The 24,532-nt window shown below is 62.7% G+C and carries 23 protein-coding genes and 3 pseudogenes; 17 read left to right on the top strand and 9 right to left on the bottom strand.

Annotated elements, in window-relative coordinates; genetic code table 11:
- Positions 1-181: 181 nt before the first annotated feature.
- From sufB to sufA, 7 genes are all read left to right on the top strand, one after another.
- A complete protein-coding gene (gene sufB, locus X727_RS152450) occupies positions 182-1,699 on the top strand; it encodes a Fe-S cluster assembly protein SufB (RefSeq protein WP_023706434.1) in 1,518 nt (505 codons plus the stop codon).
- A gap of 484 nt (positions 1,700-2,183) precedes the next feature.
- Positions 2,184-2,471, top strand: a complete 288-nt coding sequence (locus X727_RS152455; protein ID WP_155923560.1) for a hypothetical protein — start codon at positions 2,184-2,186, stop codon at positions 2,469-2,471.
- Positions 2,464-3,219 (top strand): Fe-S cluster assembly ATPase SufC, encoded by a 756-nt coding sequence (gene sufC / locus X727_RS152460; protein ID WP_023834179.1) that lies wholly within the window; start codon positions 2,464-2,466, stop codon positions 3,217-3,219. Before X727_RS152455 ends, sufC begins: the two co-directional genes overlap by 8 nt.
- A 40-nt stretch (positions 3,220-3,259) precedes the next feature.
- Entirely contained in the window at positions 3,260-4,528 is a 1,269-nt protein-coding gene (gene sufD / locus X727_RS152465) for a Fe-S cluster assembly protein SufD (protein WP_023834178.1), read from the top strand.
- Between the two features lie 132 nt (positions 4,529-4,660).
- Positions 4,661-5,902: a cysteine desulfurase gene (locus X727_RS152470; protein ID WP_023834177.1), complete on the top strand. Its 1,242-nt coding sequence runs from the start codon at positions 4,661-4,663 to the stop codon at positions 5,900-5,902.
- A gap of 21 nt (positions 5,903-5,923) precedes the next feature.
- Positions 5,924-6,310, top strand: a complete 387-nt coding sequence (locus X727_RS152475; RefSeq protein ID WP_023709315.1) for an SUF system Fe-S cluster assembly protein — start codon at positions 5,924-5,926, stop codon at positions 6,308-6,310.
- 105 nt (positions 6,311-6,415) lie between these two features.
- Positions 6,416-6,796 carry a Fe-S cluster assembly scaffold SufA gene (gene sufA, locus X727_RS152480; protein WP_013532156.1) on the top strand — a complete coding sequence of 127 codons (381 nt, stop codon included), beginning with the start codon at positions 6,416-6,418 and terminating at the stop codon, positions 6,794-6,796.
- Positions 6,797-6,946: 150 nt separating this feature from the next.
- Here sufA and X727_RS152485 read toward each other — a convergent pair whose 3' ends face one another.
- The gene (locus X727_RS152485) at positions 6,947-7,444 is read right to left on the bottom strand and encodes a GFA family protein (protein ID WP_023834176.1); all 498 of its coding nucleotides are present in this window, start codon (positions 7,442-7,444) and stop codon (positions 6,947-6,949) included.
- An 83-nt stretch (positions 7,445-7,527) separates the two neighbouring features.
- Between X727_RS152485 and X727_RS152490 the strand changes: the two genes are divergently transcribed.
- Positions 7,528-7,851: a TfoX/Sxy family protein gene (locus tag X727_RS152490; RefSeq protein ID WP_023834175.1), complete on the top strand. Its 324-nt coding sequence runs from the start codon at positions 7,528-7,530 to the stop codon at positions 7,849-7,851.
- Positions 7,852-8,053: 202 nt separating this feature from the next.
- Here X727_RS152490 and X727_RS152495 read toward each other — a convergent pair whose 3' ends face one another.
- On the bottom strand, positions 8,054-8,971 hold the full coding sequence (locus X727_RS152495; RefSeq protein WP_023834174.1) for a pseudouridine-5'-phosphate glycosidase: 918 nt from the start codon (positions 8,969-8,971) through the stop codon (positions 8,054-8,056).
- A gap of 70 nt (positions 8,972-9,041) precedes the next feature.
- Entirely contained in the window at positions 9,042-9,986 is a 945-nt protein-coding gene (locus X727_RS152500; RefSeq protein ID WP_023834173.1) for a carbohydrate kinase family protein, read from the bottom strand.
- Between the two features lie 283 nt (positions 9,987-10,269).
- Here X727_RS152500 and recA point away from each other — a divergent pair, with 283 nt between their 5' ends.
- Together recA and alaS are read left to right on the top strand one after the other, a co-directional pair.
- A complete protein-coding gene (gene recA / locus X727_RS152505) occupies positions 10,270-11,373 on the top strand; it encodes a recombinase RecA (RefSeq protein WP_023684868.1) in 1,104 nt (367 codons plus the stop codon).
- Positions 11,374-11,644: 271 nt separating this feature from the next.
- Positions 11,645-14,322 (top strand): annotated as a pseudogene (gene alaS, locus X727_RS01000000164645) (alanine--tRNA ligase).
- Between the two features lie 99 nt (positions 14,323-14,421).
- Here the strand turns inward: alaS and X727_RS152510 are convergent.
- From X727_RS152510 to X727_RS1000000167905, 4 genes are all read right to left on the bottom strand, one after another.
- Entirely contained in the window at positions 14,422-15,024 is a 603-nt protein-coding gene (locus X727_RS152510; protein WP_023684870.1) for a demethoxyubiquinone hydroxylase family protein, read from the bottom strand.
- Positions 15,025-15,038: 14 nt separating this feature from the next.
- Positions 15,039-15,653 (bottom strand): glutathione S-transferase family protein, encoded by a 615-nt coding sequence (locus X727_RS152515; protein ID WP_023684871.1) that lies wholly within the window; start codon positions 15,651-15,653, stop codon positions 15,039-15,041.
- Positions 15,654-15,663: 10 nt separating this feature from the next.
- The gene (locus X727_RS152520; protein ID WP_023669114.1) at positions 15,664-16,875 is read right to left on the bottom strand and encodes an NADP-dependent isocitrate dehydrogenase; all 1,212 of its coding nucleotides are present in this window, start codon (positions 16,873-16,875) and stop codon (positions 15,664-15,666) included.
- 81 nt (positions 16,876-16,956) lie between these two features.
- Positions 16,957-17,109 (bottom strand): hypothetical protein, encoded by a 153-nt coding sequence (locus tag X727_RS1000000167905; RefSeq protein WP_023756448.1) that lies wholly within the window; start codon positions 17,107-17,109, stop codon positions 16,957-16,959.
- On the opposite strand from X727_RS1000000167905, the gene X727_RS152525 reads away from it, so the two are divergent.
- The 3 genes and pseudogenes from X727_RS152525 (at position 17,092) to murI (ending at position 19,599) form a co-directional block, all read left to right on the top strand.
- Complete coding sequence (locus tag X727_RS152525; RefSeq protein ID WP_023716001.1) at positions 17,092-17,940, top strand: RNA methyltransferase; 849 nt, start codon at positions 17,092-17,094, stop codon at positions 17,938-17,940. The genes X727_RS1000000167905 and X727_RS152525 overlap by 18 nt on opposite strands.
- An 81-nt stretch (positions 17,941-18,021) precedes the next feature.
- The gene (locus X727_RS152530) at positions 18,022-18,630 is read left to right on the top strand and encodes a hypothetical protein (RefSeq protein ID WP_023834172.1); all 609 of its coding nucleotides are present in this window, start codon (positions 18,022-18,024) and stop codon (positions 18,628-18,630) included.
- A 145-nt stretch (positions 18,631-18,775) separates the two neighbouring features.
- Positions 18,776-19,599: pseudogene (gene murI, locus X727_RS01000000164640) on the top strand (glutamate racemase).
- Positions 19,600-19,681: 82 nt separating this feature from the next.
- Here murI and X727_RS152535 read toward each other — a convergent pair.
- Positions 19,682-21,064: an RNB domain-containing ribonuclease gene (locus tag X727_RS152535; RefSeq protein WP_023834171.1), complete on the bottom strand. Its 1,383-nt coding sequence runs from the start codon at positions 21,062-21,064 to the stop codon at positions 19,682-19,684.
- A gap of 159 nt (positions 21,065-21,223) precedes the next feature.
- Between X727_RS152535 and X727_RS01000000164635 the strand changes: the two are divergent.
- Positions 21,224-21,411: pseudogene (locus X727_RS01000000164635) on the top strand (DUF3008 family protein).
- 83 nt (positions 21,412-21,494) lie between these two features.
- On the opposite strand, the gene X727_RS152540 reads toward X727_RS01000000164635, so the two are convergent.
- Positions 21,495-21,695: a hypothetical protein gene (locus X727_RS152540; protein ID WP_023834170.1), complete on the bottom strand. Its 201-nt coding sequence runs from the start codon at positions 21,693-21,695 to the stop codon at positions 21,495-21,497.
- Between the two features lie 387 nt (positions 21,696-22,082).
- Here X727_RS152540 and rpsD point away from each other — a divergent pair, with 387 nt between their 5' ends.
- The 3 genes from rpsD to X727_RS152555 all read left to right on the top strand — a co-directional run bounded on the left by rpsD (position 22,083) and on the right by X727_RS152555 (position 24,511).
- Positions 22,083-22,700 (top strand): 30S ribosomal protein S4, encoded by a 618-nt coding sequence (rpsD, locus tag X727_RS152545; protein WP_023669107.1) that lies wholly within the window; start codon positions 22,083-22,085, stop codon positions 22,698-22,700.
- 106 nt (positions 22,701-22,806) lie between these two features.
- Positions 22,807-23,694, top strand: a complete 888-nt coding sequence (ttcA, locus tag X727_RS152550; protein WP_023690199.1) for a tRNA 2-thiocytidine(32) synthetase TtcA — start codon at positions 22,807-22,809, stop codon at positions 23,692-23,694.
- A complete protein-coding gene (locus X727_RS152555) occupies positions 23,684-24,511 on the top strand; it encodes an inositol monophosphatase family protein (protein ID WP_023690198.1) in 828 nt (275 codons plus the stop codon). Before ttcA ends, X727_RS152555 begins: the two co-directional genes overlap by 11 nt.
- The last annotated feature ends 21 nt before the right edge of the window (positions 24,512-24,532 follow it).

Genomic DNA, 24,532 nt, shown 5'->3' with positions numbered 1-24,532 from the left:
GACAAAGAATTCAGGCCTCGCGGCCTGGTAGAGCCGTGCGTTTGCAAGTGGCCGGGTGAATTCCCGGCCGAGACGCACTATATGAAACTTACGCCGCCTTCGGCGCCTCATGGGCAGCCCTCGGCGATGCCATAGTTTGAAAACTGTCGGGCCTTGACCCCGGCGTGGATGGAGAACGCTTATGCCTGCTGTGCAGGACACGATCGATCGGGTCCGAAAGATCGACGTCGACCAGTACAAATACGGATTCCAGACAGAGATCGCGATGGACAAGGCCCCCAAGGGCCTGAGCGAAGACATTATTCGCTTCATCTCGGCCAAGAAGGATGAACCGTCCTGGATGCTGGAATGGCGTCTGGAAGCCTATCGGCGCTGGCTGACGCTGGAAGAGCCGACCTGGGCGCGCGTCCATTATCCGAAGATCGACTTTCAGGACCTCTATTACTACGCGGCGCCCAAGAGCACGCCCGGCCCGACCTCGCTGAGCGACGTCGATCCCGAGCTGTTGAAGGTCTACGAGAAGCTCGGCATTCCGCTGCGGGAACAAGAAATCCTCGCCGGCGTGCAGAAAACCGACGTCTCCGATCTCGAGGAGCCCAGCGACAACGTCTACAAATCGGGCCGTGTCGCGGTCGACGCGGTGTTTGATTCCGTTTCCGTCGTCACCACGTTCAAGAAGGAACTGGCGCAGGCCGGCGTCATCTTCTGCTCGATCTCGGAAGCCATCCGCGAGCATCCGGAGCTGGTGCAGAAATATCTCGGCTCGGTCGTGCCGACATCCGACAATTTCTACGCCACGCTGAATTCGGCTGTCTTCACCGACGGCTCGTTCGTCTTCGTGCCCAAGGGCGTGCGCTGCCCGATGGAGCTGTCGACCTATTTCCGCATGAACGAGAAGAACACCGGCCAGTTCGAGCGCACGCTGATCATCGCCGAGGAGGGGGCTTACGTCTCCTATCTCGAAGGCTGCACGGCGCCGCAGCGCGACGAGAACCAGCTGCATGCCGCCGTCGTCGAACTGGTGGCGCTCGACGATGCCGAGATCAAATATTCGACGGTGCAGAACTGGTACCCCGGCGATGCCGAGGGCAAGGGCGGCATCTACAATTTCGTCACCAAGCGCGGCGACTGCCGCGGCCACCGTTCGAAGATCTCGTGGACGCAGGTCGAGACCGGTTCGGCGATCACCTGGAAATATCCCAGTTGCATCCTGCGCGGCGACGATTCCTCCGGCGAGTTCTATTCGATCGCTGTGTCGAACGGCTACCAGCAGGTCGATAGCGGCACCAAGATGATCCATCTCGGCAAGAACACGTCGAGCCGCATCATCTCCAAGGGCATTGCCGCCGGCTTCTCGCAGAACACCTATCGCGGCCAGGTCTCGGCGCACCGCAAGGCGACCAACGCCCGCAACTTCACCAATTGCGATAGTCTCCTGATCGGCGACCAGTGCGGCGCGCACACCGTGCCCTACATGGAAGCCAAGAACTCGACGGCGCAGTTCGAGCATGAGGCGACGACGTCAAAGATTTCCGAGGACCAGAAGTTCTACGTCATGCAGCGCGGCATCCCGGAAGAGGAGGCGATCGCGCTGATCGTCAACGGCTTCGTCAAGGATGTCATCCAGCAGCTGCCGATGGAGTTCGCGGTCGAAGCGCAGAAGCTTATCGGCATCAGCCTTGAGGGTAGCGTGGGGTGACAAGGGCGCGCAAACGCGAATCCGTGGAAAAACATGTCTATCTGCGGGATCGAGTGGATAACTGGGAAGCGGGCCTGGGCGTTGCGTTCTGGTTTTGCGCGATAGGGATAGTGCTGCTCGGCGCGGCCTACTCGCCGGATGGCTTTTGGCGAGGACTTTGGCAAGCCCTGACGCAGATGTAGAATAACCGGGCGTAGGCGCTCGGATAGGCAATGCGATGGACACTGGAAGGATAGCGACCCGCCAAGCGTTCAGGACCGTGCACAAGGCATGGGATTGAAACTGAACGTTTGAAAGGAAGTTGAAATGATGGATACGGTTCCGATCGTTTTTTACGCTTTGGTGTGCGGCGCGCTCTGCGCTGTCGCGCCCTCCATCCAGTCGACGCCGCGCCGGATGGCGGCGGGCGCCGTGACCGGGCTGGTCTCGGCNGTCTCGGCAATTATACTGCCGTTTCTGCGCCACTTGGTTGATGGCTGAAGAGATGACCATGACGCTGTCTCGCGACGAGATCTGGTTTGCGGTTCGCTGGCGGCGGCTGTGGGCGGTTCGTCGCGAGGGCAACATCGCCACGATGAAATACGCCGCGGCCGCAGTAGCCTCGGCCCTGGTAGGCGCCGTTTTGGCGGCGTTCGTCCATCCGCTGGTCGGCCTTGCGGTTTTCGCGGTGGGGTTCGGCCTGTCCTTCTGGCGGTTCAAAACCCTGCAGCGCCGGCACACCGATTACACAGTCACCTACGACGATTATTTCAGAGAAAAGAACAATGCTTGAGATCAAGAACCTGCATGCCCGTATCGTCGATGACGGCACCGAGATCATCCGCGGCCTGAACCTGACGGTGAAAAACGGCGAGGTCGCCGCCATCATGGGCCCGAACGGCTCGGGCAAATCGACGCTGTCCTATATCCTCGCCGGCCGCGAGGACTATGAGGTCACCGAAGGCGATATCCTCTATAATGGCCAGTCGATCCTCGAAATGGATCCGGCCGAGCGCGCCACCGCGGGCATCTTCCTCGCCTTCCAGTATCCGATGGAGATACCTGGTGTCGCGACCATGGAATTCCTGAAAGTGGCGATGAACGAGCAGCGCAAGGCGCGCGGCGAGGAGCCGCTAAAAATTCCGGAATTTTTGAAGCGGGTGAAAGAGGCCGCAGCCTCGCTCAACATGGACATGGCGATGCTGAAGCGGCCGCTCAATGTCGGCTTTTCCGGCGGCGAGAAGAAGCGGGCCGAGATCCTGCAGATGAAGCTGCTGGAGCCAAAGCTCTGCGTGCTCGACGAGACCGATTCAGGCCTAGACATCGATGCGCTGAAGATCGTCTCGGACGGCGTCAACGCGCTGCGTTCGCCCGACCGTGCCATCATCGTCATCACCCACTACCAGCGCCTGCTCGAGCACATCGTGCCGGATAGCGTGCATGTGCTTTACAAGGGCCAGGTGATCAAGTCCGGCGACAAGTCGCTGGCGCTCGATCTCGAAGCCAATGGCTATGCCGGCGTGATCGGCGAAGCCGTGTGAGATGCCAGGTCATTTTGTACCAAAAGACAGGGCCAAGCTTATGAACATGCATTCGACACCCCAGCGCACCCAGGCCGAAACGGCGCTGATCGACACTTTCGGCGAGCGGCTGTCGCTGCTGCCGGGCGACGGTGCGGTGATGCTGAAGCGCGACGACGCCATCGAGGCGATCAAGCACGGCCTGCCGACGCGGCGCATCGAATCCTGGCATTACACTGACCTGCGCCGGCTGTTGACCGCGGTGCCGGCCTTCGATCCGACGGCCGCCGCCAAGGGGCTGGCTCCCATCGTCGAAGGTTCCGCCGTGCTGGCGGTTCTGAACGGCGTCTCGAGTGCGAAATTCCCTGCCATCGAAGGCGTGACCGTCCAGCGCCTGTCGGAAAAGCTGACCGATGGCTCGATTGCGCCCGGCCTCGACCCCTATGGCAGCGATGACGCCATTGGCGCGCTGAACACTGCTTTCGTCGCCGACGGCTATTTCGTCGACATCGCCGATGGCGCAGCACTGGAAAAGCCGATCGAATTGCAGAACGTGCAAGCCGGCGGACAGACCCATGTGCGCTTTCCCGTGCGTGTCGGCGCCGGCGCCAAGGCTGCGATCGTCGAGCGTCAGGCGGGCGAGGGCGCGGCTCTGGCCAGCTCCGTGAGCCAGATGGTGCTGGACGAAGGCGCCGAGGTGACCTGGCTGATCATCCAGGAACAGCCGGAAACGGCCACCCATCTGGCGCAGTTCAAGGCGCATCTCGGCAAGAATTCGAAGCTGACGCTGTTCTTCATGAATGCCGGCGGCAAGCTTGTGCGCCAGGAGATCGTGGTGAAGACCACGGGCGAAGGCGCCGATTTCAAATTGCGCGGCATCAACCTGCTCGCCGGCGACACCCACACCGACGTGACCATGGTGCTCGACCATGCCGTGCCGCATACGACATCGACGGAAGTGATCCGCAATGTCGTGACCGGCAAGGCGCGCGGCGTCTTCCAGGGCCGCATCAACGTTCACCAATACGCGCAGAAGACCAACGCCAAGATGGCCTGCAACACGCTGCTTTTGTCGGATGATGGCGAGTTCTCGACCAAGCCGGAGCTGGAAATCTTCGCCGACGACGTCATCTGCGGCCACGGCGCGACCGTTGCCGAGATCGACCACAACCATCTGTTCTACCTGATGGCTCGCGGCATCGACGAGAAGAGCGCCCGTGGCCTGCTGGTCAAGGCGTTCGTCGCCGAAGTGATCGAGGAACTGGACGACGAAACCATCGTCGAGGCCCTGGAAACAAGGCTGGACGACTGGTTCGTGGCGCATGGGTAGCGCCTCCCTTCTCCCCTTGTGGGGTCCGAAGGACGGGCGAGGCAAGTGACTCGCCCCGGGCGGTGGCCGAGCGAAGCTCGGTCGGATGAGGGGTGCGTGACGAAGCGAGGCGGTGCCTCAAGAGAGCTTGTAATGGACCAGAAGATCGAAACAACCCCATACGACGTCGAGGCGATCCGCCGCGACTTCCCGATCCTGTCGCGCGAAGTCTACGGCAAACCGCTGGTCTATCTCGACAATGGCGCCTCGGCGCAGAAGCCGCAGGTGGTGCTGGATACGATCCAGCACGCCTATTCCCAGGAATACGCCAACGTCCATCGCGGCCTGCATTTCCTGTCGAATGCCGCAACCGACGCTTATGAGAAGGCACGCGAGACGGTGCGCCGTTTCCTCAATGCGCCAAGCACCGACAACATCGTCTTCACCTCGAACACGACCGCGGCGATCAACACCGTGGCTTACGGCTATGGCATGCCCAATATCGGCGCGGGCGACGAGATCGTGCTGTCGATCATGGAGCACCACTCCAACATCGTGCCGTGGCATTTCATCCGGGAGCGGCAGGGCGCCAAGCTGGTCTGGGTGCCGGTCGACGATCTCGGCATCTTCCACATCGAGGAATTCGAAAAGCGCCTGACCGACAAGACCAAGCTCGTCGCCATCACCCAGATGTCGAATGCGCTGGGCACGGTAACCCCGATCAAGGAGATCGTGCGCATCGCGCATTCGCGTGGAATTCCCGTACTTGTCGACGGCAGCCAGAGCGCCGTGCACATGCCGATCGACGTGCAGGATCTGGATTGCGACTTCTTCGTCTTCACCGGCCACAAGGTTTACGGGCCGTCCGGCATCGGCGTGCTTTACGGCAAGAAGGATATTCTCTCGGCCATGCGCCCTTTCATGGGCGGAGGCGAGATGATCGAGGAAGTGACGGAAGACGTCGTCACCTACAACGAGCCGCCGCACCGCTTCGAGGCCGGCACGCCGCCGATCGTCCAGGCGATCGGGCTGGGTGCAGCATTGGAATACATGGAAAAGATCGGCCGCGAGCGCATCGCCGCGCACGAGGCCGACCTCAAGACCTACGCGCACGAGCGGCTGCGCGCCATCAACTCGCTGCGCATCTTCGGCGACGCGCCGGACAAGGGCGCCATCATTTCTTTCGAATTGCAGGGCATTCATGCCCATGACGTGTCGATGGTGATAGACAGGCAGGGTGTTGCCGTCCGCGCGGGCACCCATTGCGCCCAGCCGCTGTTGAAACGCTTTGGCGTAACCTCCACATGCAGGGCATCGTTCGGCATGTATAATACCAGGGCCGAAGTCGACGCTTTGGCCGATGCGCTGGAAAAAGCGCGCAAGTTCTTCGGGTGACAGGTTCTTTGGATGACGACCATGGATGATGCGAGCCACACCACCGCGCCGGAAGCAGCCATCAATCCGCTGGTTTCCGCCTCGGCCATTCCCGCCGACGAGCTGGCGCGGCTGACCGACGACATCGTCTCGGCGCTGAAGACCGTCTATGACCCGGAAATCCCGGCCGACATCTATGAGCTCGGCCTCATCTACAAGATCGACATCGAGGACAACCGCGCGGTCAAGATCGACATGACGCTGACCGCGCCCGGCTGTCCGGTGGCCGGCGAAATGCCCGGCTGGGTGGAAAACGCCGTCGGCGCCGTCGAAGGCGTCTCCGGCGTCGAGGTCAACATGACCTTCGACCCGCCCTGGTCGCCCGACCGCATGTCGGAAGAGGCGCAGGTGGCGGTGGGCTGGTACTAGGTTGACTGAGGTTGGTGCACTTGCACCAGTGGTAAAACTTCACCATTTTAGGTGAGGAATCATTCGGCAGGCCTTGAACCTGCATGGAATGGAAGAGGAAAAAGAATGGGACGCTTCGCCGTCATCACGATGACCGAAAAGGCCGCCGACCGGGTGCGCGAGATCGTCGCCACGCGCGACAATGCGCATGGCATTCGCCTCGGCATCAAGAAGGGCGGCTGCGCCGGCATGGAATACACGGTCGACCTGGTGACCGAGCCCAATACCAAGGACGACCATATCGAACGCGACGGCGCGCATGTCTATGTCGCGCCCGAGGCTGCCCTTTTCCTGTTCGGCACCGAGATGGATTTCGAGCAGACCACGCTGCGCACCGGCTTCACCTTCCACAACCCGAACCAGAGTTCGGCCTGCGGCTGCGGCGAATCCGTCGAACTGAAGCCCGCCGACCTGAAGGCGCTGGCTGAGGCGCGCGCTTCGGCCTGATCTTCCTTCTCCCCGTTCACGGGGAGGTGAGGAAATGGTCCGCGCAGCGGGCGAAAAGCCAATTGCTTGGCTTTTCGAATGACGAACGGCCCGAAGGGCCGGATGAGGGGCAGCGCTGACCATCGGAAGTCGCGCTCCGCGCCTCCCTGCTTACTTCACCCACATCTTCGTCCGCTTGTGCCAGTCGGCGATCGATTCCTCGGGATAGACGTCGAAGACCTTGTCCTTTTTGCCGATCACCGGCTCGACCCAACTCGCCTTGTATTTCAACATCAGATGCACCTTCTCCGGCGGCTTCGGCAACTCGCTGTCGATTGCCGAGGCGAAGGGGTGCACCAGTTCCGGCCAGGTCGGATCGTAGAGCCAGAGCGCCGAACCGCACTTCTTGCAGAAATTGCGCTCGCCGGTCGAAATCTCGCAGTTTGGATGCTCGTCGTCCGCGATCTCGGCCTGGTAGACGCCGAGATTGCGCTTGCCCTTGATTTTCAGCGTCTTGTAATCGGCGCCGAGATTGATGGCGAAGCCCCCGCCGCCCTGCTGCTTGCGGCAGATCGAGCAGTAGCACAGCATGAACGGCACCGGCGTGTTGCTCTCCACCTCGAAATGGACGGCATCGCAGCGGCAGGATCCCTTGAGCAGCAGCGGCATGACAAAACTCCGACGGATGGCTCTCAACTTGCCAGCATGGTTTTTGGTTGCAGCCGTGGCAAGCCCGGTGACATGATTGCGGCATGGACAATGAACGCATCGAAGAACTGTTCGAAGGCCTCGGCCCGGTCAGTATCCGAAAACTGTTCGGCGGCAAGGGTATCTATTTCGACAGCGTCATCGTCGCTATCGTGCTGCGCGGCGAATTGCTGCTCAAGGCTGACGAGCAAAGCGCGCCCGACTTCGAAGCCGCCGGCTGCAAGCAATGGACCTATACCGGCACCCGCCACGGCAAGCTGGTCGCGATGCCGTACTGGAGCATTCCCGACGACGCGTTTGATGATCCTGACGAGATGAGGGTGTGGGCGCGCCGGGCGTATGAGGCGGGGCGGCGGGCGGGGAAGTGAACCGGGACCGCCGCGTTTCTTCCCACCCCCTCTGTCCTGCCGGACATCTCCCCCGCAAGGGGGGAGATCAGTTGTCACATTGGCCTTCGCCAATCACCAACGTTGAAAATGGGAGCCTGCGGCTAAGCTGTTAATCTCCCTCCTTGCGGGGGAGATGGCCGGCAGGCCAGAGGGGGGTGCTGTCCCGCCGACGTAGGCGATCCTACAGCGCCTTCGCAATCCTCGCCGCCAACCGCGCATTGTTCTCGACCAGCGCGATGTTGGTCTTCAAGCTCCGGCCGCCGGTCAGGTCGAGGATTTTGCCCAGCAGGAACGGCGTCACCGCCTTACCGGTCACATTCTGCGCCTCGGCCGCCTTCTGCGCGGCCTCGATATAGCCGGCCATCTCGTCGGCCGGGATTTCATCGTCCTGCGGCACCGGGTTGGCGATCAGCATGCCGCCGACCAGGCCAAGTGCCGCCCTGGTCTTGTAGAAATGCGCGATCTCTTCCGGTCTGTGCAGGGTCAGCGGCGCGCGGAACGGGGAATGCCGCGACCAGAAGGCCGGCATCGTCTCGCAGCCATGGCCAATCACCGGCACGCCGCGCGTCTCCAGCACTTCCAGCGTCTTTTCGATGTCGAGGATCGCCTTGGCGCCGGCCGAGACGACGATGACCGGCGTGCGCGCCAACTCGTCGAGATCGGCCGAGATGTCGAAGCTCTTTTCCGCGCCCTTGTGGACGCCGCCAATGCCGCCGGTGGCGAACACCTTGATCCCGACCATGTCGGCCGCGATCATGGTGGCGGCGACCGTGGTGCCGCCGGTGCGGCCTTGCGCCACCGCAAAGCCGAGATCGGCGCGCGACAGCTTCATGGCGTCGCCGGTCATCGCCAGCGACTCGCGCTCGCCGTCGGACAGCCCGATCTTGATGCGGCCGGCAACCACGGCGATCGTCGCCGGCACCGCGCCATTGTCCAGGATGATCTTTTCGACATTGGCGGCCATGGCGCCATTGTCGGGGTAAGGCATGCCATGGGTGATGATGGTGCTTTCCAGCGCCACGACGGGGCGGCCAGCGGCGAGCGCCTCGGCCACGGGCGCGTGGATGTCGATGAAGGGGCGGGCGCTTTGCGGTGTCATGATGGTCTCCGATCCGGAGATCCGCGCGTCCGCTTGGACGTCGCGCTCCGGCAATGGCAATTGGCCGCCCTCATGCCATTTCCTGTGCGTCGGGTACAAGAGCCAGTGCCTCGGTGAAGGTCGCGGCGGTGAAGGCCGGCACGGCATCCGAACTTTCGATGGCGAGCGTCGCCGCGGCAACGCCTTCGCGGAGGGCCTGGCGCAATGCCAGGCCGCGCAGCAGGGCAGCGATGGTGGCGCCGGCCAGCGCGTCGCCGGCGCCGGTGACGTCGGCGACTTTTCTCGGCGCCGGCGGCAGGATAGAGAAGGCGCCGGCTTCGTCGAATCCCAGCACCAGGCCGTCGCCCGCCGTCACCACGCCACTGGTGAGGCCGCTGCAGCGCAGTCCGTCGACGGTCTCGCGCTCGGTGGCATTGGCATCGACGCCGGCCAGCACCATGGCCTCGCGCCGGTTCATGAAGACCTGCGCGAGTTCCTTCAGCACCGGTATCAGCCGCACCACCTTGGCCGGCGAAATGGCGATGGCGAACACCGGCTTGCCGGCGGCGACCCCCACCAGCCGCTCCAGCGCCGTTGATGGCAGATTGGCGTCGCAGAGCACCGCATCGACCTCGGCGACCACCTCGCGCACCTTGGAGCGGCGGATCTGCTTGGGGAACGCCAAATCGTAGAGCGCCATATCGGCAAAGCCGGTGATCAGCTCGCCGTCGCGATCGATCAGCGCCGTGTAGCTCGGCGTGGTGCGGTCGAGGAACACCGCCGACAGATCGGCAATGCCGGCCTCAGTGATGGCGCGCGCAACCGTCTCGGCCGAGGCATCGCCGCCGCGCACCGACAAAAGCGAGGCCGAGACGCCGCGCCGCACGAGGCTGCGCAGCGCGTTGAAGACGCCGCCGCCGACATCCTCGCGCATCGTGCCGGGGTTGGACGCCGCCGGCACGTAAGCACCGGACACCTGACCGCGCCGGTCGATATGGGCGCCGCCCACCGCCAGTATTTTTGCTGATTTCACCATGTAGGCGATATGACCTTTGTTATTCGAACCAGACAAGCGCTAGGCTGTGCGACGGAGCTTCGCAAGCAAGCCAGCGATTCGGGCGGAGCCAAACCGCCGGAGCGCCTGGCCCAATGGTGGATACATCCGGAAACGAAACCATGAGACAAAAAAAGAACAAATCCGGATAAAGATTGCTTTTCAGATATTTGACCCCTCTTGCCAAACGAGAACAAAAAAGGTACAAATAGGGCAGGGATTACGGATTGTCCGGCCTTCATTGACGACCAAGGGGTGATGTATCATGGCTCAGAATACTTTGCGGCTTGTAGAGGACAAAGCGGTGGACAAATCAAAGGCTCTGGACGCGGCGCTGTCGCAAATCGAGCGCGCCTTCGGCAAGGGCTCGATCATGCGGCTGGGCGCCAACGAGCAGGTCGTCGAGATTGAAACCGTGCCGACCGGATCGCTTGGCCTCGACATCGCGCTTGGCGTCGGTGGCCTGCCGCGCGGCCGCATTGTCGAGATCTACGGGCCGGAAAGCTCGGGCAAGACGACACTGGCGCTGCACACAGTTGCCGAAGCCCAGAAGAAGGGCGGTATCTGCGCCTTCGTCGATGCCGAGCATGCGCTCGACCCGGTCTATGCCCGCAAGCTCGGCGTGGACCTCGAAAACCTGCTGATCTCGCAGCCCGACACCGGCGAGCAGGCGCTGGAAATTTGCGACACGCTGGTGCGTTCCGGCGCCATCGACGTTCTGGTGGTCGATTCGGTGGCCGCCCTGACGCCGCGCGCTGAAATCGAGGGCGAGATGGGCGATTCGCTGCCCGGTCTCCAGGCTCGTCTGATGAGCCAGGCGCTGCGCAAGCTGACCGCCTCGATCTCGCGCTCCAACACCATGGTCATCTTCATCAACCAGATCCGCATGAAGATCGGCGTCATGTTCGGTTCGCCGGAAACCACGACCGGCGGCAACGCGCTGAAATTCTACGCTTCGGTGCGCCTCGACATCCGCCGCATCGGCTCGGTCAAGGACCGCGACGAGGTCGTCGGCAACCAGACCCGCGTCAAGGTCGTCAAGAACAAGCTGGCGCCGCCCTTCAAGGTGGTCGAGTTCGACATCATGTATGGCGAGGGCGTGTCCAAGACCGGCGAGCTGGTCGACCTCGGCGTCAAGGCCGGCGTGGTCGAGAAGTCGGGCGCGTGGTTCTCCTACAATTCGCAGCGTCTCGGCCAAGGTCGTGAAAACGCCAAACTGTTCCTGCGCGACAATCCCGACACGGCGCGCGAGATCGAACTGGCACTGCGGCAGAATGCCGGGCTGATTGCCGAGAAGTTTCTCGAGAATGGCGGCCCCGAGCGCGGCGAAAGCGACGACGGCTTCGAGGAAGAATCCGGTGCCATGTAGGGTACGGCCAGAGTTCGGCCATAAATCCGGTCTATTACCCGATGCTTAAGTAACCGAGTTCTTTAGTATTGCGTTTCAAACCGCCGGCCTTCGCGCCGGCGGTTTTCGTTTTTGGGCAGCGTGAAGCCGGCTTGGCAGTTGCCGGATTGGCCCAATTCCGTGTTTCTGGACAGGGTGGGGCGTGCCCGCTAAAAGGCCAAGTCAATCTTCTAAAAAGCAGAGACCAGTGTCCGCCGGCCGTGCCGGCGGTTTTCGCGAAAAGGCAGCAGTCATGAGTGGCGTGAACGAGATCCGGTCGACATTCCTCGACTATTTCCGCAAGGAGGGCCACGAGGTCGTGGCCTCGAGCCCGCTGGTGCCGCGCAACGACCCGACGCTGATGTTCACCAATGCCGGCATGGTGCAGTTCAAGAACGTCTTCACCGGCCTGGAGAAGCGGTCCTATTCGCGCGCCACCACCGCGCAGAAAAGCGTGCGCGCCGGCGGCAAGCACAACGACCTCGACAATGTCGGCTACACCGCGCGCCATCTGACCTTCTTCGAAATGCTCGGCAATTTCTCCTTCGGCGACTATTTCAAGGAGCGCGCCATCGAACTGGCCTGGAACCTGATCACCAAGGAGTTCGGGCTGAACAAGGACAAGCTGCTGGTCACCGTCTATCACACCGATGACGAGGCGGCCGGCTTCTGGAAGAAGATCGCCGGTTTCTCCGATGACCGCATCATCCGCATCCCGACCTCCGACAATTTCTGGGCTATGGGCGACACCGGACCGTGCGGGCCGTGCTCGGAAATCTTCATCGACCGTGGCGAGCACATCTGGGGCGGCCCTCCCGGCAGCCCGGAGGAGGATGGCGACCGCTTCCTTGAATTCTGGAACCTGGTGTTCATGCAATATGAGCAGGTCACCAAGGATGAGCGCATCGACCTGCCGCGGCCGTCGATCGACACCGGCATGGGCCTGGAGCGCATGGCCTCCATCCTGCAAGGGGTGGAGAGCGTCTTCGAGACCGACCTGTTCCGTCATCTGATCGATGCGGCCTCGTCAGCGCTCGGGCAGGGCCCGGACAAGGAGACGGTCGCCTCCTTCCGCGTCATTGCCGATCATCTGCGCTCGTCCTCCTTCCTGGTTGCCGACGGCGTGCTGCCGTCGAACGAAGGCCGCGGCTATGTGCTGCGCCGCATCATGCGCCGCGCCATGCGCCATGCGCAGTTGCTCGGCGCCAAGGAGCCGTTGATGTGGAAGCTGGTGCCGGCGCTAGTGCGTGAGATGGGCCAGGCCTATCCCGAACTGCTGCGCGGCGAACAGCTGATTACCGAGACGCTGAAGCTCGAGGAGACCAGGTTCCGCAAGACGCTGGTGCGCGGCCTCGGCCTGCTCTCGGAGGCGACAGATACGCTGCACGCCGGCGATATGCTGGATGGCGAGACGGCGTTCAAGCTCTATGACACGTACGGCTTCCCGCTCGATCTGACGCAGGACGCACTGCGCCAGCGCAACATCTCGGTCGACCTTGCCGGCTTCACCCATGCGATGGAGCAGCAGAAGGCCGAAGCGCGCAAGCATTGGGCTGGCTCCGGCGACGCGGCCACCGAGACCATCTGGTTTTCTGTACGCGAGAAGGCCGGCGCCACNGCGCCACCGAATTCCTCGGCTACGAGACCGAACAGGCGGAAGGCCTCATCCAGGCCCTGGTCAAGGACGGCAAGACAGTCGATAGCGCCGGCAAGGGCGACGCGGTGGCGGTGGTCGTCAACCAGACGCCGTTCTATGGCGAGTCGGGCGGCCAGATGGGCGACACCGGCATCATCTCCGGCGAAGGTTTCTCGATCGAGGTTTCCGACACGCAGAAAAAGGCCGACGGCCTGTTCGTGCATCTGGGCAAGGTGACGAACGGCACGGTCAAGCCAGGTGCAGCCGTCGAGCTGAAGGTTGACCATGCGCGCCGCACCCGGCTGCGTGCCAACCATTCGGCAACGCATCTGATCCATGAGGCGCTGCGCGAGGTGCTGGGCACCCATGTCGCGCAGAAAGGTTCGCTGGTCGCGCCCGAGCGCCTGCGCTTCGACATCTCGCACAACAAGCCGATCTCGGCCGAAGATCTCGAAGAGGTCGAGCGCATGGCCAACGAAATCGTCGTCCAGAACAGCCCGGTGACGACGCGCCTGATGTCGGTCGATGACGCCATTGCCGAGGGCGCCATGGCGCTGTTCGGCGAGAAATATGGTGACGAGGTGCGTGTCGTCTCGATGGGCACCGGCGTGCATGGCGCCAAGGCCAATAGACCCTATTCCGTCGAACTTTGTGGCGGCACCCATGTCCGGGCGACCGGCGATATCGGCCTGGTCCGTGTCGTCTCCGACAGCGCGGTCGCCGCCGGCGTGCGCCGCATCGAGGCGCTGACCGGCGAAGCCGCGCGCAAACATCTCGATGAGCAGGACAGGCGCCTGAAGGCAACTGCGGCCGTGCTGAAGATCTCGCCGGCCGACGTGCCGGCGCGTGTCGAGACGCTGCTCGAGGAGCGCAAGAAGCTCGAGAAGGAGCTGAGCGAAGCGCGCAAGAAACTCGCGCTGGGCGGTGGTGCCGCGGCCGATGCTCCGGCCACCACCGAAACCGTCGCNGCCGGTATCGGCTTCCTCGGCAAAGCGGTTTCCGGCGTGTCGCCGAAGGATTTGAAGCCGCTGGCCGATGCCGGCAAGACATCGCTCGGCTCCGGCGTCGTCGTCTTCGTCGGTGCGGGCGAAGACAACAAGGCAAGCGTCGTGGTCGCCGTGACGGACGATCTCGTCGGCCGCTTCAGCGCTGTCGATCTGGTGCGCGTTGCCTCGGCCGCATTGGGCGGGCAGGGCGGCGGCGGACGGCCCGACATGGCGCAAGCCGGCGGTCCGGACGCCTCGAAGGCCAATGATGCGATCGCCGCGGTGAGGGCGGCGCTGGAGGCAGCCTGAAAGCCACCCTATGTCGTATCTGGTTCGTGTGCGGCTTTCCGGCCTTCGCCGCCGTGCTTGCCATTCTGTGGCTGATAGTGGCAAGCCGGCAATCAGCTCTTAGACGGTCCGTCTAGCTAGTCTAGTTCTTTTCGCCGCCTTCAGGGCGCGCGTCATTCTGCTGGAATCGCCCCAGGTGGACAGCCAGATCAGCACGTCCGTGGCGATCGAAATCAGCGACCGTAAAAAGTTCAGCGCCGGGCCGGGCGATTTCAGCTGCTCTTCGGCGTGATGGAGATGGGCGAGCTCTTCCTCGCGGATCGCCAGGATGATGCCTTGCAAGTCGTGGTCGCGATTGGCGAGGAAAAACAGCTGATCGTCCAGATGGCGATGCACCGCCGCTTCAACCGCCGCCGTGCAGGCCCAGATGCCTTGCGGACCGAGCAGGGCGGTGACAGAACCCAGCAGCCAGCCACCCCAGCTCCAGAATTGCATCACCCGGCACGGTCGCGCCTTCCGCGCCGGCATGGCGGCACGGAAGGCGGCGCAATGCGTGCGCTCGTGCCCGAGCATCTCCGACAAGGATGGCACGCAATCCGGCCAGAAGCGCCTGGCGACAAGAATCTGCGCCGAATAGATCCTGATCGCACCGAACTCACCGGCGTGGTTGACCCTGACAATTCTGGCGATGGTGAGCGCGTCCTGGCGAGATGGGTCAGCCATGGCCCGAACCCATATCAGCCCGCCGCCAGGCTCGGACGTTTTGCGATGCCGTCCCACCAGGCCTGGATGTCGGCGAACGCCGCAAGCAGCTTTTGCCCGTCGGCGACCTTGACGAAATAGGCGATGATGGATGCCGCATGCAGGTCGGCCAGCGTCAGCTGGTCGCCGAGCAGCCACGGCCCGGGAGGCTTGAGTGCGGTGAGCACCCGCAGCACCGTTTCCGCCTGGCGCAGCCCGTTGGCGACCAGTGCCTCGTCTGGCGCTTCCTTCTCAAGCCGCTCGACGGCGACGTCCCAGACCATCGATCTGTAGGCATAGGCGTCGAGCATGCCGATGATCTGGTTCATCGTTGCGCGGGTGCGGGCGTCTTTTGGCTGCAGTGCCGGGCCGTCGAACGCCTCGTCGACATAGCGGGCGATTGCGCTGGTTTCGAACAGGCGAAACCCGTCATGCTCGACGGCCGGAATGCGGCCGAAAGGGTGATGCTCGAAGTACCAGGCGGGAGTGCCCTCGGCGGCAAAGACATCGACCGGCACAAGGTCGTAGTCGATGCCTTTTTCCGCCAGCACGAGGCGGACGATGCGCACATAGACGCTGTAGTCCGCCCCGTAGACGACCGGCTTGGCCATGGCTGCCGGCTTACGCCATCGCCTTCTGCAAATTCTCGTCGATCTTGTCGAGGAAGCCGGTGGTCGACAGCCATGGTTGGTCGGGACCGATCAAGAGCGACAGGTCCTTGGTCATGAAGCCGCTCTCAACCGTCTGGATGCAGACCTTCTCCAGCGTGTCGGCAAACCGCTTCAACTCGGCATTGTCGTCGAGCTTGGCGCGGTGGGCGAGGCCACGCGTCCAGGCGAAGATCGAGGCGATCGAATTGGTCGAGGTTTCCTCGCCCTTCTGGTGCTGGCGATAGTGGCGCGTCACTGTGCCGTGCGCGGCCTCCGCTTCCACCGTCTTGCCGTCCGGCGTCATCAGCACGGAGGTCATCAGGCCGAGCGAGCCAAAACCTTGCGCCACCGTGTCGGACTGGACGTCGCCGTCATAATTCTTGCAGGCCCAGACATAGCCGCCAGACCATTTCAGGGCGGAGGCCACCATGTCGTCGATCAGCCGGTGCTCGTACCACAGCTTCTTCGCCTTGAACTCGGCCTCGAATTCAGCCTCGTAGACCTCCTGGAAAATGTCCTTGAAGCGGCCGTCATAGGCTTTGAGGATGGTGTTCTTGGTCGAGAGATAAACCGGATAATTGCGCAGCAGGCCGTAATTCAACGAGGCGCGGGCGAATTCGCGGATGGAGTCGTCGAGATTGTACATCGCCATGGCAACACCGGCGCCGGGTGCGTCGTATACGTCGTGCTCGATCACCTTGCCGTCCTCGCCGACGAACTTGATGGTCAGCTTGCCCTTGCCGGGGAAGCGGAAGTCGGTGGCGCGATACTGGTCGCCGAAAGCATGACGGCCGACGATGATCGGCTTGGTCCATCCCGGCACCAGACGCGGCACGTTCTTCATGATGATCGGTTCGCGGAAAATGGTGCCGCCGAGAATGTTACGGATGGTGCCGTTCGGCGACTTCCACATCTTCTTCAGCTTGAATTCCTCTACGCGCTGCTCGTCGGGCGTGATCGTCGCGCATTTCACGCCGACGCCCCATTTCTTGATGGCATTGGCCGAATCGATGGTCACCTGGTCGTTGGTGGCGTCGCGGTGCTCGACGCCGAGGTCGTAATATTCGAGCTTCAGGTCGAGATAAGGGTGGATCAGCTTGTCCTTGATGAACTGCCAGATGATGCGGGTCATCTCGTCGCCGTCGAGCTCGACGACCGGGTTCGCCACCTTGATCTTCGCCATGAAAAGAATGCCTCGCTTTTGGGGAACAAAACGGCCTCGCCCGCATGGCTTCGGCCGGGTATGCGGAGCGTATATCAAAGCCTATTTGGCCGCGCAAACGACCATCCGTGCAGAATGGGTCGTCTGTGCCGCGACCGGTGTTTGCAAAAGCTTCATTTTGCCGAGCGGATGTGGCAGGGAACGCTGAAATGCCGCAAACAGCAGTTCATTGAGATCATGTCCGCCGTCGATCATCCTGAAAACGCATCCGCCGCCGCGCCGGCGATCATCCTGGTCGAGCCGCAGCTCGGCGAGAATATCGGCATGGTTGCGCGCGCCATGGCCAATTTCGGCCTTGCCGAGTTGCGTCTCGTCAATCCGCGTGACGGCTGGCCGAGCGAGAAGGCGCGCGCCGCCGCCAGCCGCGCCGACCATGTCATCGATGCCGTAACAGTGTTCGGCGACCTGGCGTCCGCCGTCGCCGACCTCAACTTCGTCTTCGCCACCACGGCGCGCGAGCGCGACGGCTTCAAACCCGTGCGTGGTCCGGTCGAGGCGGGCAGGGCGCTCAGGGCGCGTCAGATAGCCGGCCTGCGCACCGGCATCTTGTTCGGCCGCGAGCGTTTTGGGCTCTACAATGACGAGGTCGGGCTGGCCGACGAGATCGTCACCTTCCCGGTCGATCCCGGCTTTTCGTCGCTCAACATCGCCCAGGCCGTGCTGTTGATGTCCTATGAATGGATGAAATCCGGCCTGGAGGACGAGACGGCGACTAATTTCTCCAGTCCTGAAATGAAGCCGGCGAGCAAGGAAGAGTTGCACGGCCTGTTTGCCTATCTCGAAGGCGCGCTCGAAGCGCGCGGTTATTTCCGCCCGGCGCCCAAGAAACCCAAGATGGTCGACAATCTGCGCGCCGTCTTGACGCGCGCCGGTTTCGCCGAGCCGGAACTGAAAGTGCTGCGTGGCATCATCTCGTCGCTCGACCGGTTTTCGCCGGCCATGCCGCGCGGTGACGGCTCGCCGGGAGACGATCCAAGGCGTTTGCCGGCCGCTGCGCGAAAACGCCAGGCAGACAAAGAAGATTAGAAATCGCTAAGCTTCGAACGGCTGAAGTAACCGAATTTTATTTGCCTCTCGTCCATTGTTGTCAAAACGGTGTGGTGGCAAATGTTCACGTCCAAAATCGGCCGTATGCGCTTCTTCTTCTATTCGCTCGGCGTAGCCCTGCTCGAGGCCATTCTTGCTGTGCTGTACATCGTTGGCACGATCGGCTTTGAGGGGCTGGTCAACTCGGCGCCCGGTCCATCGCGGCAAGGCATGGCAGGCGCGGTTCTGATAGTTTCCCTCCTGGCTGTGGTCATGCGTGCCAACATCGCCTGGCGACGCAGCCGCGACGCCAACGGCAAAGCCTGGATCCTGTGGTCCTACATCGTGTTCTGCGCCATCTACGCCTTTCTGCAGGCAGGCACGCTGCTGGTCATCGATTTCAACAATCCGGAAAGCACGTCCAGCGGTTTGAACCTGCTTGCGCTGTCGATCTTTGGCCTTTGGTGCACGATCCTGGTGGCTAAGCCGGTGGCGGGCATCAATATCGACGAACTGACATCGGTTTTCGATTTCGATGGCGATACGCCCATGCCTGGGGGATCCGGCCGGATGGCCAGCAGCACGGCACAGTCTTCCATGCGCAACGCCACACCGGCCACGCGCTCGGTGCCGTCCGCCCAGCCTATGGGCCGCCCGCGGCCCGCCGGCTTCGGCAAGCGCGGGCTCTAGGCCGAGGCAAGGTCGTCTTCGCCGGCTTTGCATAGAACTTGCTGACATTCGCCACTTCAAGACCATGATGGTTGCAGATAGAAGAACGGCATTGGCCAATGACCGCCAAGCCTTCTGATCCAGCCTCTTTCATGGTCCGATATCAATGAGCCACCGTCCGATCCTGATGTTCGATTCCGGCGTTGGCGGATTGACCGTGCTGCGCGAAGCGCGCGTGCTGATGCCCGACCGGCGCTTCGTCTACGTCGCCGATGACAAGGCCTTTCCCTACGGCGCGTGGGAAGAGCCGGCGCTGCAGGCCCATATAGTCGAGCTCTTCGCCAAGCTGCTCGACCGTTTTGATCCGGAAATTTCGGTCGTCGCCTGCAATACCGCTTCGACGCTGGTGATCGATGCGTTGCGGGAAAAATTCCCTGACCATCCCTTTGTCGGCACGGTGCCGGCAATCAAGCCGGCGGCCGAGCGCACCCGGTCCGGGCTGGTCTCGGTGCTGGCGACGCCGGGCACGGTGAAGCGCCAGTACACGCGCGACCTGATCGGCAAATGGGCGCAGAAATGCCATGTCCGGCTGGTCGGCAGCAACAATCTCGCCGGACTGGCCGAGTATTTCAGGAAATTGCACGGCCATNACTGGCCGAGGCCTACATGCGCGAGGGCTTTGTCGACGAGGAGGCCGTGCGTGCCGAGATCGCACCGTGTTTCGTCCAGCATGACGATTTGCGCACGGACATCGTCGTGCTCGCCTGCACGCACTATCCGTTTCTGGCCAATCGCATGCGCAAGACCGCGCCCTGGCCGGTCGACTGGATCGACCCGGCCGAAGCGATTGCGCGGCGTGCTCTGTCGCTGCTTCCGGCTGTCGACGGACCATTGCCGCAAAGCGAGCCCGACATCGCCGTCTTTACCTCGGGAAAGGCGGATTTCGCCATCAGCCGGCTGATGCAGGGTTTTGGATTGAGCGCGCGCTAATGCATGTCGCCCAAAAGTGCGCAGCGGTTTTGGGACAACGACATGCATAAAACGAAAAACTAAAGCGCGTCGCCGACGCGCTTTAGGCAGGCTCGAAGACAATGACGCGTCGATCCGGATCGGCCGAAACAAGCCTTAGCGTCAGGCCATCGCCCTGCCTGAACCCTGAGGCCTTCACATTCGCAACGACAGGCATGTCCGAGAGCTGAACGCGCACACGCCGATCACCGACGTCGGTGACGACGGCCTTGAATGTTTCACCCATGCGCCCCCTCAGCATCACCGCCTCGGCAAGGTCGATGGCCGCGTGGTTGATCTGCGAGGCGCGGGCGCCTGCGCGGCCCATCACCTTCGGCAGTCTGGAAAACGCCTCGGTAACGGCTTGCGGCACCGGCTGGCCGTTGACGATGGCCAGCACGCATCGCACGACATAGCGATCGGCCAGCCGCCTCAGGGGTGCGGTGGCGTGGGCATAGGTCGCGGCCATCGCCTCGTGCCAGGGGACAACGCCTTCTTCATAGGGCTGGTAGGACGCACCGGAGCCGGCGCGGCGGATTTCCAGCATCAGCGCTGCCTGTTGCATGTTGGCAGGATCGAGGGTTCGCTGATAGTCGGGCAGGCTGGTCGAAGGAGGCCAGGACAGGCCTAAGGCCCGTGCCGCGCTGCGCAGTCTTTGCACTTTGGAAGCATCGGGCGGCGCCATCACCCGAAACAAGCCGGTCCGGTGTGCCAGCATGGCGTCGGCAATCGCCATGTTGGCGGCCAGCGAAAGTGCTGCGTTGTCTTGCTCGGATTGCAGCAGCGGTCTGAACGCAAGCTGGAATGTGCCATCGGCAAGCTGTTCCACCTCCTGCTCGGGCGGGTCGACGCGCGAAGCGCCGCGACGGTCTTCGGCCGCCGCCATGCGCCGCGCGATTTCGGCGAAGCCGACTGGGACGTCGGCGGCCTGCACGCTGTCATAGGCGAGCTTGGCGCGGCTTTGAATGATTGCCCGCTCCGCGCCATCCAGCCTTACCGCTCCGTCGTCGGCGATCCGGACCGTGAAGATGACAGCCGGACGCGGACCGCCGGGCAGCAAGCTCGCGGCGCCCTCGGCAATGACCCGGGGATAGAGCCCGGCCTTGCCGTCCGGCAAATACAGGGTTTCGCCCCGCGCCCAGGCTTCGCGATCCACCGCGTCGCCGTCTGCGACGAACCAGGCTACGTCGGCGATGGCATAGTGCAACAGAAGGTCGCTACCGCTCGCTTCGATCGAAAACGCTTGGTCAAGATCGGTGGAAGCCGCGGGATCGAGCGTCACGAAGGGCATCGCCGTGCGGTCGGCATGCTGGTCGGGCACGCACCTGGCCGCCGTCTGTGCCATGACCACTACATCAGGGGGAAATCCCTCCGGCACATGGAACTCGGTGCGGATTTTCGCGAGGCCGGTGGCGAGTGCCTGCGAGGGATCGTTCAACGATTTCATGGCGCCGTCCTACACCGGCGTTGCGGGCACGGGAAGGTGGTTTTGCCGGCAGTGCCGGCCGACCATGGGCAGGCATGAGCGCGGAACGGAAGTTGACCGCCAGCGCTGGAACCGTCGCCGGAGCGCAACGTTTCCTCCTCTGGCAAAGGAGGAGCCGATATGCCTGCAACCTCAAAAGCACAGCAAAAGGCCGCTGGCGCAGCCCTGTCGGCCAAGCGCGGCGAGACCAGGAAGAGCGAACTTCAAGGCGCGTCGAAGTTAAGTACAATTCGATGAGCGAAAAGCAGCTCGAGGAATTCGCAGAGACCAAGCGCAAAGGCCTGCCGGAGAAGAAATCGGCAGACTGAAACATTGAACCGAGTCGATAAACAAAGCCCGTGGCCGAAACCACGGGCTTCTTCGATTCAGGCCAAGCCCGAAACTCCTGACGTCACCAGCAGCGCTTCACCTTGTAGCGGATGACCTTCTTGTGGCCATGCCGCCAGATGATCTTCTTCTTCACCACGACATGGCAGGTCTGACGATGCTTGTGGCCCTGCCAGTGCTTGGCCATCGCTGGCTCGGGCACGGCGATCGACATCGTCCCGGCCATGACGGCTGCACCGACCAACGAGAGGAAAAACTTCTTCATGCGACTTCGGGCTCCTTTGGCTCCAGTCCCTTCCTAAATGCCGTCGGCGCAACAACCTCCCGCCGCATCCGGCACGGCACTCAACGCCAAAAGACGTGATATGGTTGCCGGGCCCAGCGCCAGCGACGCGCTTGACTCTGCTCAAATCTCCGTTTATCGAGCGCACCAACACCGGGCCGCAATGCCCGGTTGTTTCTTTTGCATGGCAAGCCCGGGAAAGCAGGTTTATCGTTTCCTGGGTTTTGTCTAGACTGACGTGTCCCGTGGGTTTTCCGCCGCGTTGCGTGGGAAAACCCTGTCAGGCCTCGAAAACGGAGGCCAGAGGAGGGCGCGTTTCCTTCACCCGGACCATGAGGCTCCGGGTGGTTTGTTTTGAAAGGGAATGCGATGAGCAAGCGCGAATCCGCGAAGTACAAGATCGACCGCCGTCTCGGCGAAAACATCTGGGGCCGCCCGAAGTCCCCGGTCAACAAGCGTGAATACGGCCCCGGCCAGCACGGCCAGCGCCGCAAGGGCAAGCTTTCCGATTTCGGCCTGCAGCTGCGCGCCAAGCAGAAGCTGAAGGGTCACTATGGTGATGTCTCCGAAAAGCAGTTCCGCAAGGTCTATGAAGAGGCTGATCGCCGCAAGGGCGACACCTCCGAGAACCTGATCGGCCTGCTCGAGTCGCGTCTCGACGCGGTCGTCTACCGCTCCAAGTTCGTGCCGACCATTTTCGCGGCTCGCCAGTTCGTCAACCACGGCCACGTCAACGTCAACGGCAAGCGCGTCAACATCGGCTCGTACCGTTGCAAGCCGGGCGACGTCGTCGAAGTGCGCGAAAAGTCGAAGCAGCTGGTCATCGTGCTGGAAGCGGTCGGCCTCGCCGAGCGCGACGTGCCGGACTATATCGAAGTCGATCACAACAAGATGGTCGCGACCTTCTCGCGCATCCCCGGCCTGGCCGACGTACCGTTCGCCGTGCAGATGGAGCCGAACCTGGTCGTCGAATTCTATTCGCGCTGATCGATCGCTTTCTGCGATACCGGAAAGGGCCGCCCGTCGAGGCGGCCTTTTCTTTGTCGGCCATGTCCGCTAATCCGGCACTCTCGGCTATGGAAAGCGACAAGCCATGAACATGCTGGCAGACATCGAAACAGTTGAACCGATTGCTGAAGGCGGCTTCCATCCGCTGTTTGCCGACGTGCCGTCTTCCGTCGAGTTCAACAAACTGCGCAAGCGGCTGTTGCGGTTGACCCGTCAGGCGGTCGATGATTTCGCCATGGCGAGGCCCGGCGACCGCTGGCTGGTGGCCTTGTCCGGCGGCAAGGATTCCTACGGGCTGCTGGCCGTGCTGCTCGATCTCAAATGGCGCGGGCTGCTGCCGGTCGAGCTGCTGGCCTGCAATCTCGACCAGGGCCAGCCGAATTTCCCGAAGCACATTTTGCCCGATTACCTCGATGCGCATCGCATTCCCCATCGCATCGAGTATCAGGACACCTATTCGGTGGTCACCGACAAGCTGCCTCAGGGCAGCACCTATTGTTCGCTGTGCTCGCGGCTGCGGCGCGGCCATCTCTATCGCATCGCGCGCGAGGAGGGCTGTTCGGCGCTGGTGCTCGGCCACCACCGCGAGGACATTCTCGAAACCTTCTTCATGAATCTAATCCATGGCGGCCGCCTTGCCGCCATGCCGCCAAAGCTGCTCAATGACGACGGCGACGTCATGGTGCTGCGGCCGCTGAGCTACTGCGCCGAGGTCGATCTGGAAAAATTCGCGGCCGCTATGAAATTCCCGATCATTCCCTGCGATCTCTGCGGCAGCCAGGAAGGCCTGCAGCGCAACGCCATGAAGGCGATGCTGGACGACATGGAAAAGCGCATGCCGGGCCGCAAGGACACGATGCTGCGCGCGCTGTCCAACACCAGGCCGTCGCATCTGCTTGACAGAAAGCTGTTCGACTTTGCCGCCCTCAATGGCAGCCTCAGCACAGGACAAGACGTTTCCGATGATATTTGACGACCAAGCGATCGACTGGCTGGCCGAGCTTCTCGCCGATGCAGCCAGGGCCGAAATCATGCCGCGCTTCCGCCGGCTGGGCGAGGGTGACATCAGGCAGAAAACCTCGGCCGCCGACCTGGTGACCGAGGCCGACATCAACGCTGAGCGGCTGATCACGGCCAGGCTGCGCGAGCGCTATCCCACGGCGATGATCGTCGGCGAGGAAGCCTGTTCCGACAGTCCGGCGCTGCTTCAGGGGCTCGGCGATGCCGACCTCGCCTTCGTCGTCGACCCGGTCGACGGCACCTTCAACTTCGCCTCCGGCGTGCCGCTCTTCGGCGTCATGCTGAGCGTCGTCGTCAAGGGCGAAACCGTCGCCGGTATCATCCATGACCCCGTAGGCCGGGACTGGCTGATCGGCGCCAAGGGCGCCGGCAGCCATATCCGCCATGCGCATGGCGCGCTGGAGACGGTGCATGTCGCCGATGCCGTGCCGATCTCGCAGATGACCGGCTCCGTCTCCTGGCAATATCTGGCGGAACCGCAACGCTCGCTCCTGGCGCGCAACCAGACCAAGACCCTGTCGCAGTTCGGCTATCGCTGCGCGGCACATGAATACCGTCTTCTGGCCAGCGGCCATGCCCATTTCGTCGTCTACAACAAACTGATGCCGTGGGACCATCTGGTCGGTGTGCTGATCCACGCCGAGGCCGGCGGCTACACCGCGCGGATCGACGGCAGCGCCTATCTGCCCTCGCATATCGACGGCGGCATTCTTGTCGCCCCGGACAAGGAAAGCTGGCAGGAGTTGCGCAGGGAACTCTGGGCGCAATAATCGGTCCAACTGCTGGTAGAG

The organism is Mesorhizobium sp. L103C105A0, assembly GCF_000502215.1.
Classification (GTDB): Bacteria; Pseudomonadota; Alphaproteobacteria; order Rhizobiales; family Rhizobiaceae; genus Mesorhizobium.
The sequence above is the reverse complement of the archived record's forward strand: the minus strand, read 5'-3'. Positions and strand labels throughout refer to the sequence as shown.

Coding starts and splice junctions, on each gene's coding strand:
- sufB (WP_023706434.1), top strand. CDS start 182: ATGCCTGCTGTGCAGGACACGATCGATCGGGTCCGAAAGATCGACGTC.
- X727_RS152455 (WP_155923560.1), top strand. CDS start 2,184: ATGACCATGACGCTGTCTCGCGACGAGATCTGGTTTGCGGTTCGCTGG.
- sufC (WP_023834179.1), top strand. CDS start 2,464: ATGCTTGAGATCAAGAACCTGCATGCCCGTATCGTCGATGACGGCACC.
- sufD (WP_023834178.1), top strand. CDS start 3,260: ATGAACATGCATTCGACACCCCAGCGCACCCAGGCCGAAACGGCGCTG.
- X727_RS152470 (WP_023834177.1), top strand. CDS start 4,661: ATGGACCAGAAGATCGAAACAACCCCATACGACGTCGAGGCGATCCGC.
- X727_RS152475 (WP_023709315.1), top strand. CDS start 5,924: ATGGATGATGCGAGCCACACCACCGCGCCGGAAGCAGCCATCAATCCG.
- sufA (WP_013532156.1), top strand. CDS start 6,416: ATGGGACGCTTCGCCGTCATCACGATGACCGAAAAGGCCGCCGACCGG.
- X727_RS152485 (WP_023834176.1), bottom strand. CDS start 7,444: ATGCCGCTGCTGCTCAAGGGATCCTGCCGCTGCGATGCCGTCCATTTC.
- X727_RS152490 (WP_023834175.1), top strand. CDS start 7,528: ATGGACAATGAACGCATCGAAGAACTGTTCGAAGGCCTCGGCCCGGTC.
- X727_RS152495 (WP_023834174.1), bottom strand. CDS start 8,971: ATGACACCGCAAAGCGCCCGCCCCTTCATCGACATCCACGCGCCCGTG.
- X727_RS152500 (WP_023834173.1), bottom strand. CDS start 9,986: ATGGTGAAATCAGCAAAAATACTGGCGGTGGGCGGCGCCCATATCGAC.
- recA (WP_023684868.1), top strand. CDS start 10,270: ATGGCTCAGAATACTTTGCGGCTTGTAGAGGACAAAGCGGTGGACAAA.
- X727_RS152510 (WP_023684870.1), bottom strand. CDS start 15,024: ATGGCTGACCCATCTCGCCAGGACGCGCTCACCATCGCCAGAATTGTC.
- X727_RS152515 (WP_023684871.1), bottom strand. CDS start 15,653: ATGGCCAAGCCGGTCGTCTACGGGGCGGACTACAGCGTCTATGTGCGC.
- X727_RS152520 (WP_023669114.1), bottom strand. CDS start 16,875: ATGGCGAAGATCAAGGTGGCGAACCCGGTCGTCGAGCTCGACGGCGAC.
- X727_RS152525 (WP_023716001.1), top strand. CDS start 17,092: ATGTCCGCCGTCGATCATCCTGAAAACGCATCCGCCGCCGCGCCGGCG.
- X727_RS1000000167905 (WP_023756448.1), bottom strand. CDS start 17,109: ATGATCGACGGCGGACATGATCTCAATGAACTGCTGTTTGCGGCATTT.
- X727_RS152530 (WP_023834172.1), top strand. CDS start 18,022: ATGTTCACGTCCAAAATCGGCCGTATGCGCTTCTTCTTCTATTCGCTC.
- X727_RS152535 (WP_023834171.1), bottom strand. CDS start 21,064: ATGAAATCGTTGAACGATCCCTCGCAGGCACTCGCCACCGGCCTCGCG.
- X727_RS152540 (WP_023834170.1), bottom strand. CDS start 21,695: ATGAAGAAGTTTTTCCTCTCGTTGGTCGGTGCAGCCGTCATGGCCGGG.
- rpsD (WP_023669107.1), top strand. CDS start 22,083: ATGAGCAAGCGCGAATCCGCGAAGTACAAGATCGACCGCCGTCTCGGC.
- ttcA (WP_023690199.1), top strand. CDS start 22,807: ATGAACATGCTGGCAGACATCGAAACAGTTGAACCGATTGCTGAAGGC.
- X727_RS152555 (WP_023690198.1), top strand. CDS start 23,684: ATGATATTTGACGACCAAGCGATCGACTGGCTGGCCGAGCTTCTCGCC.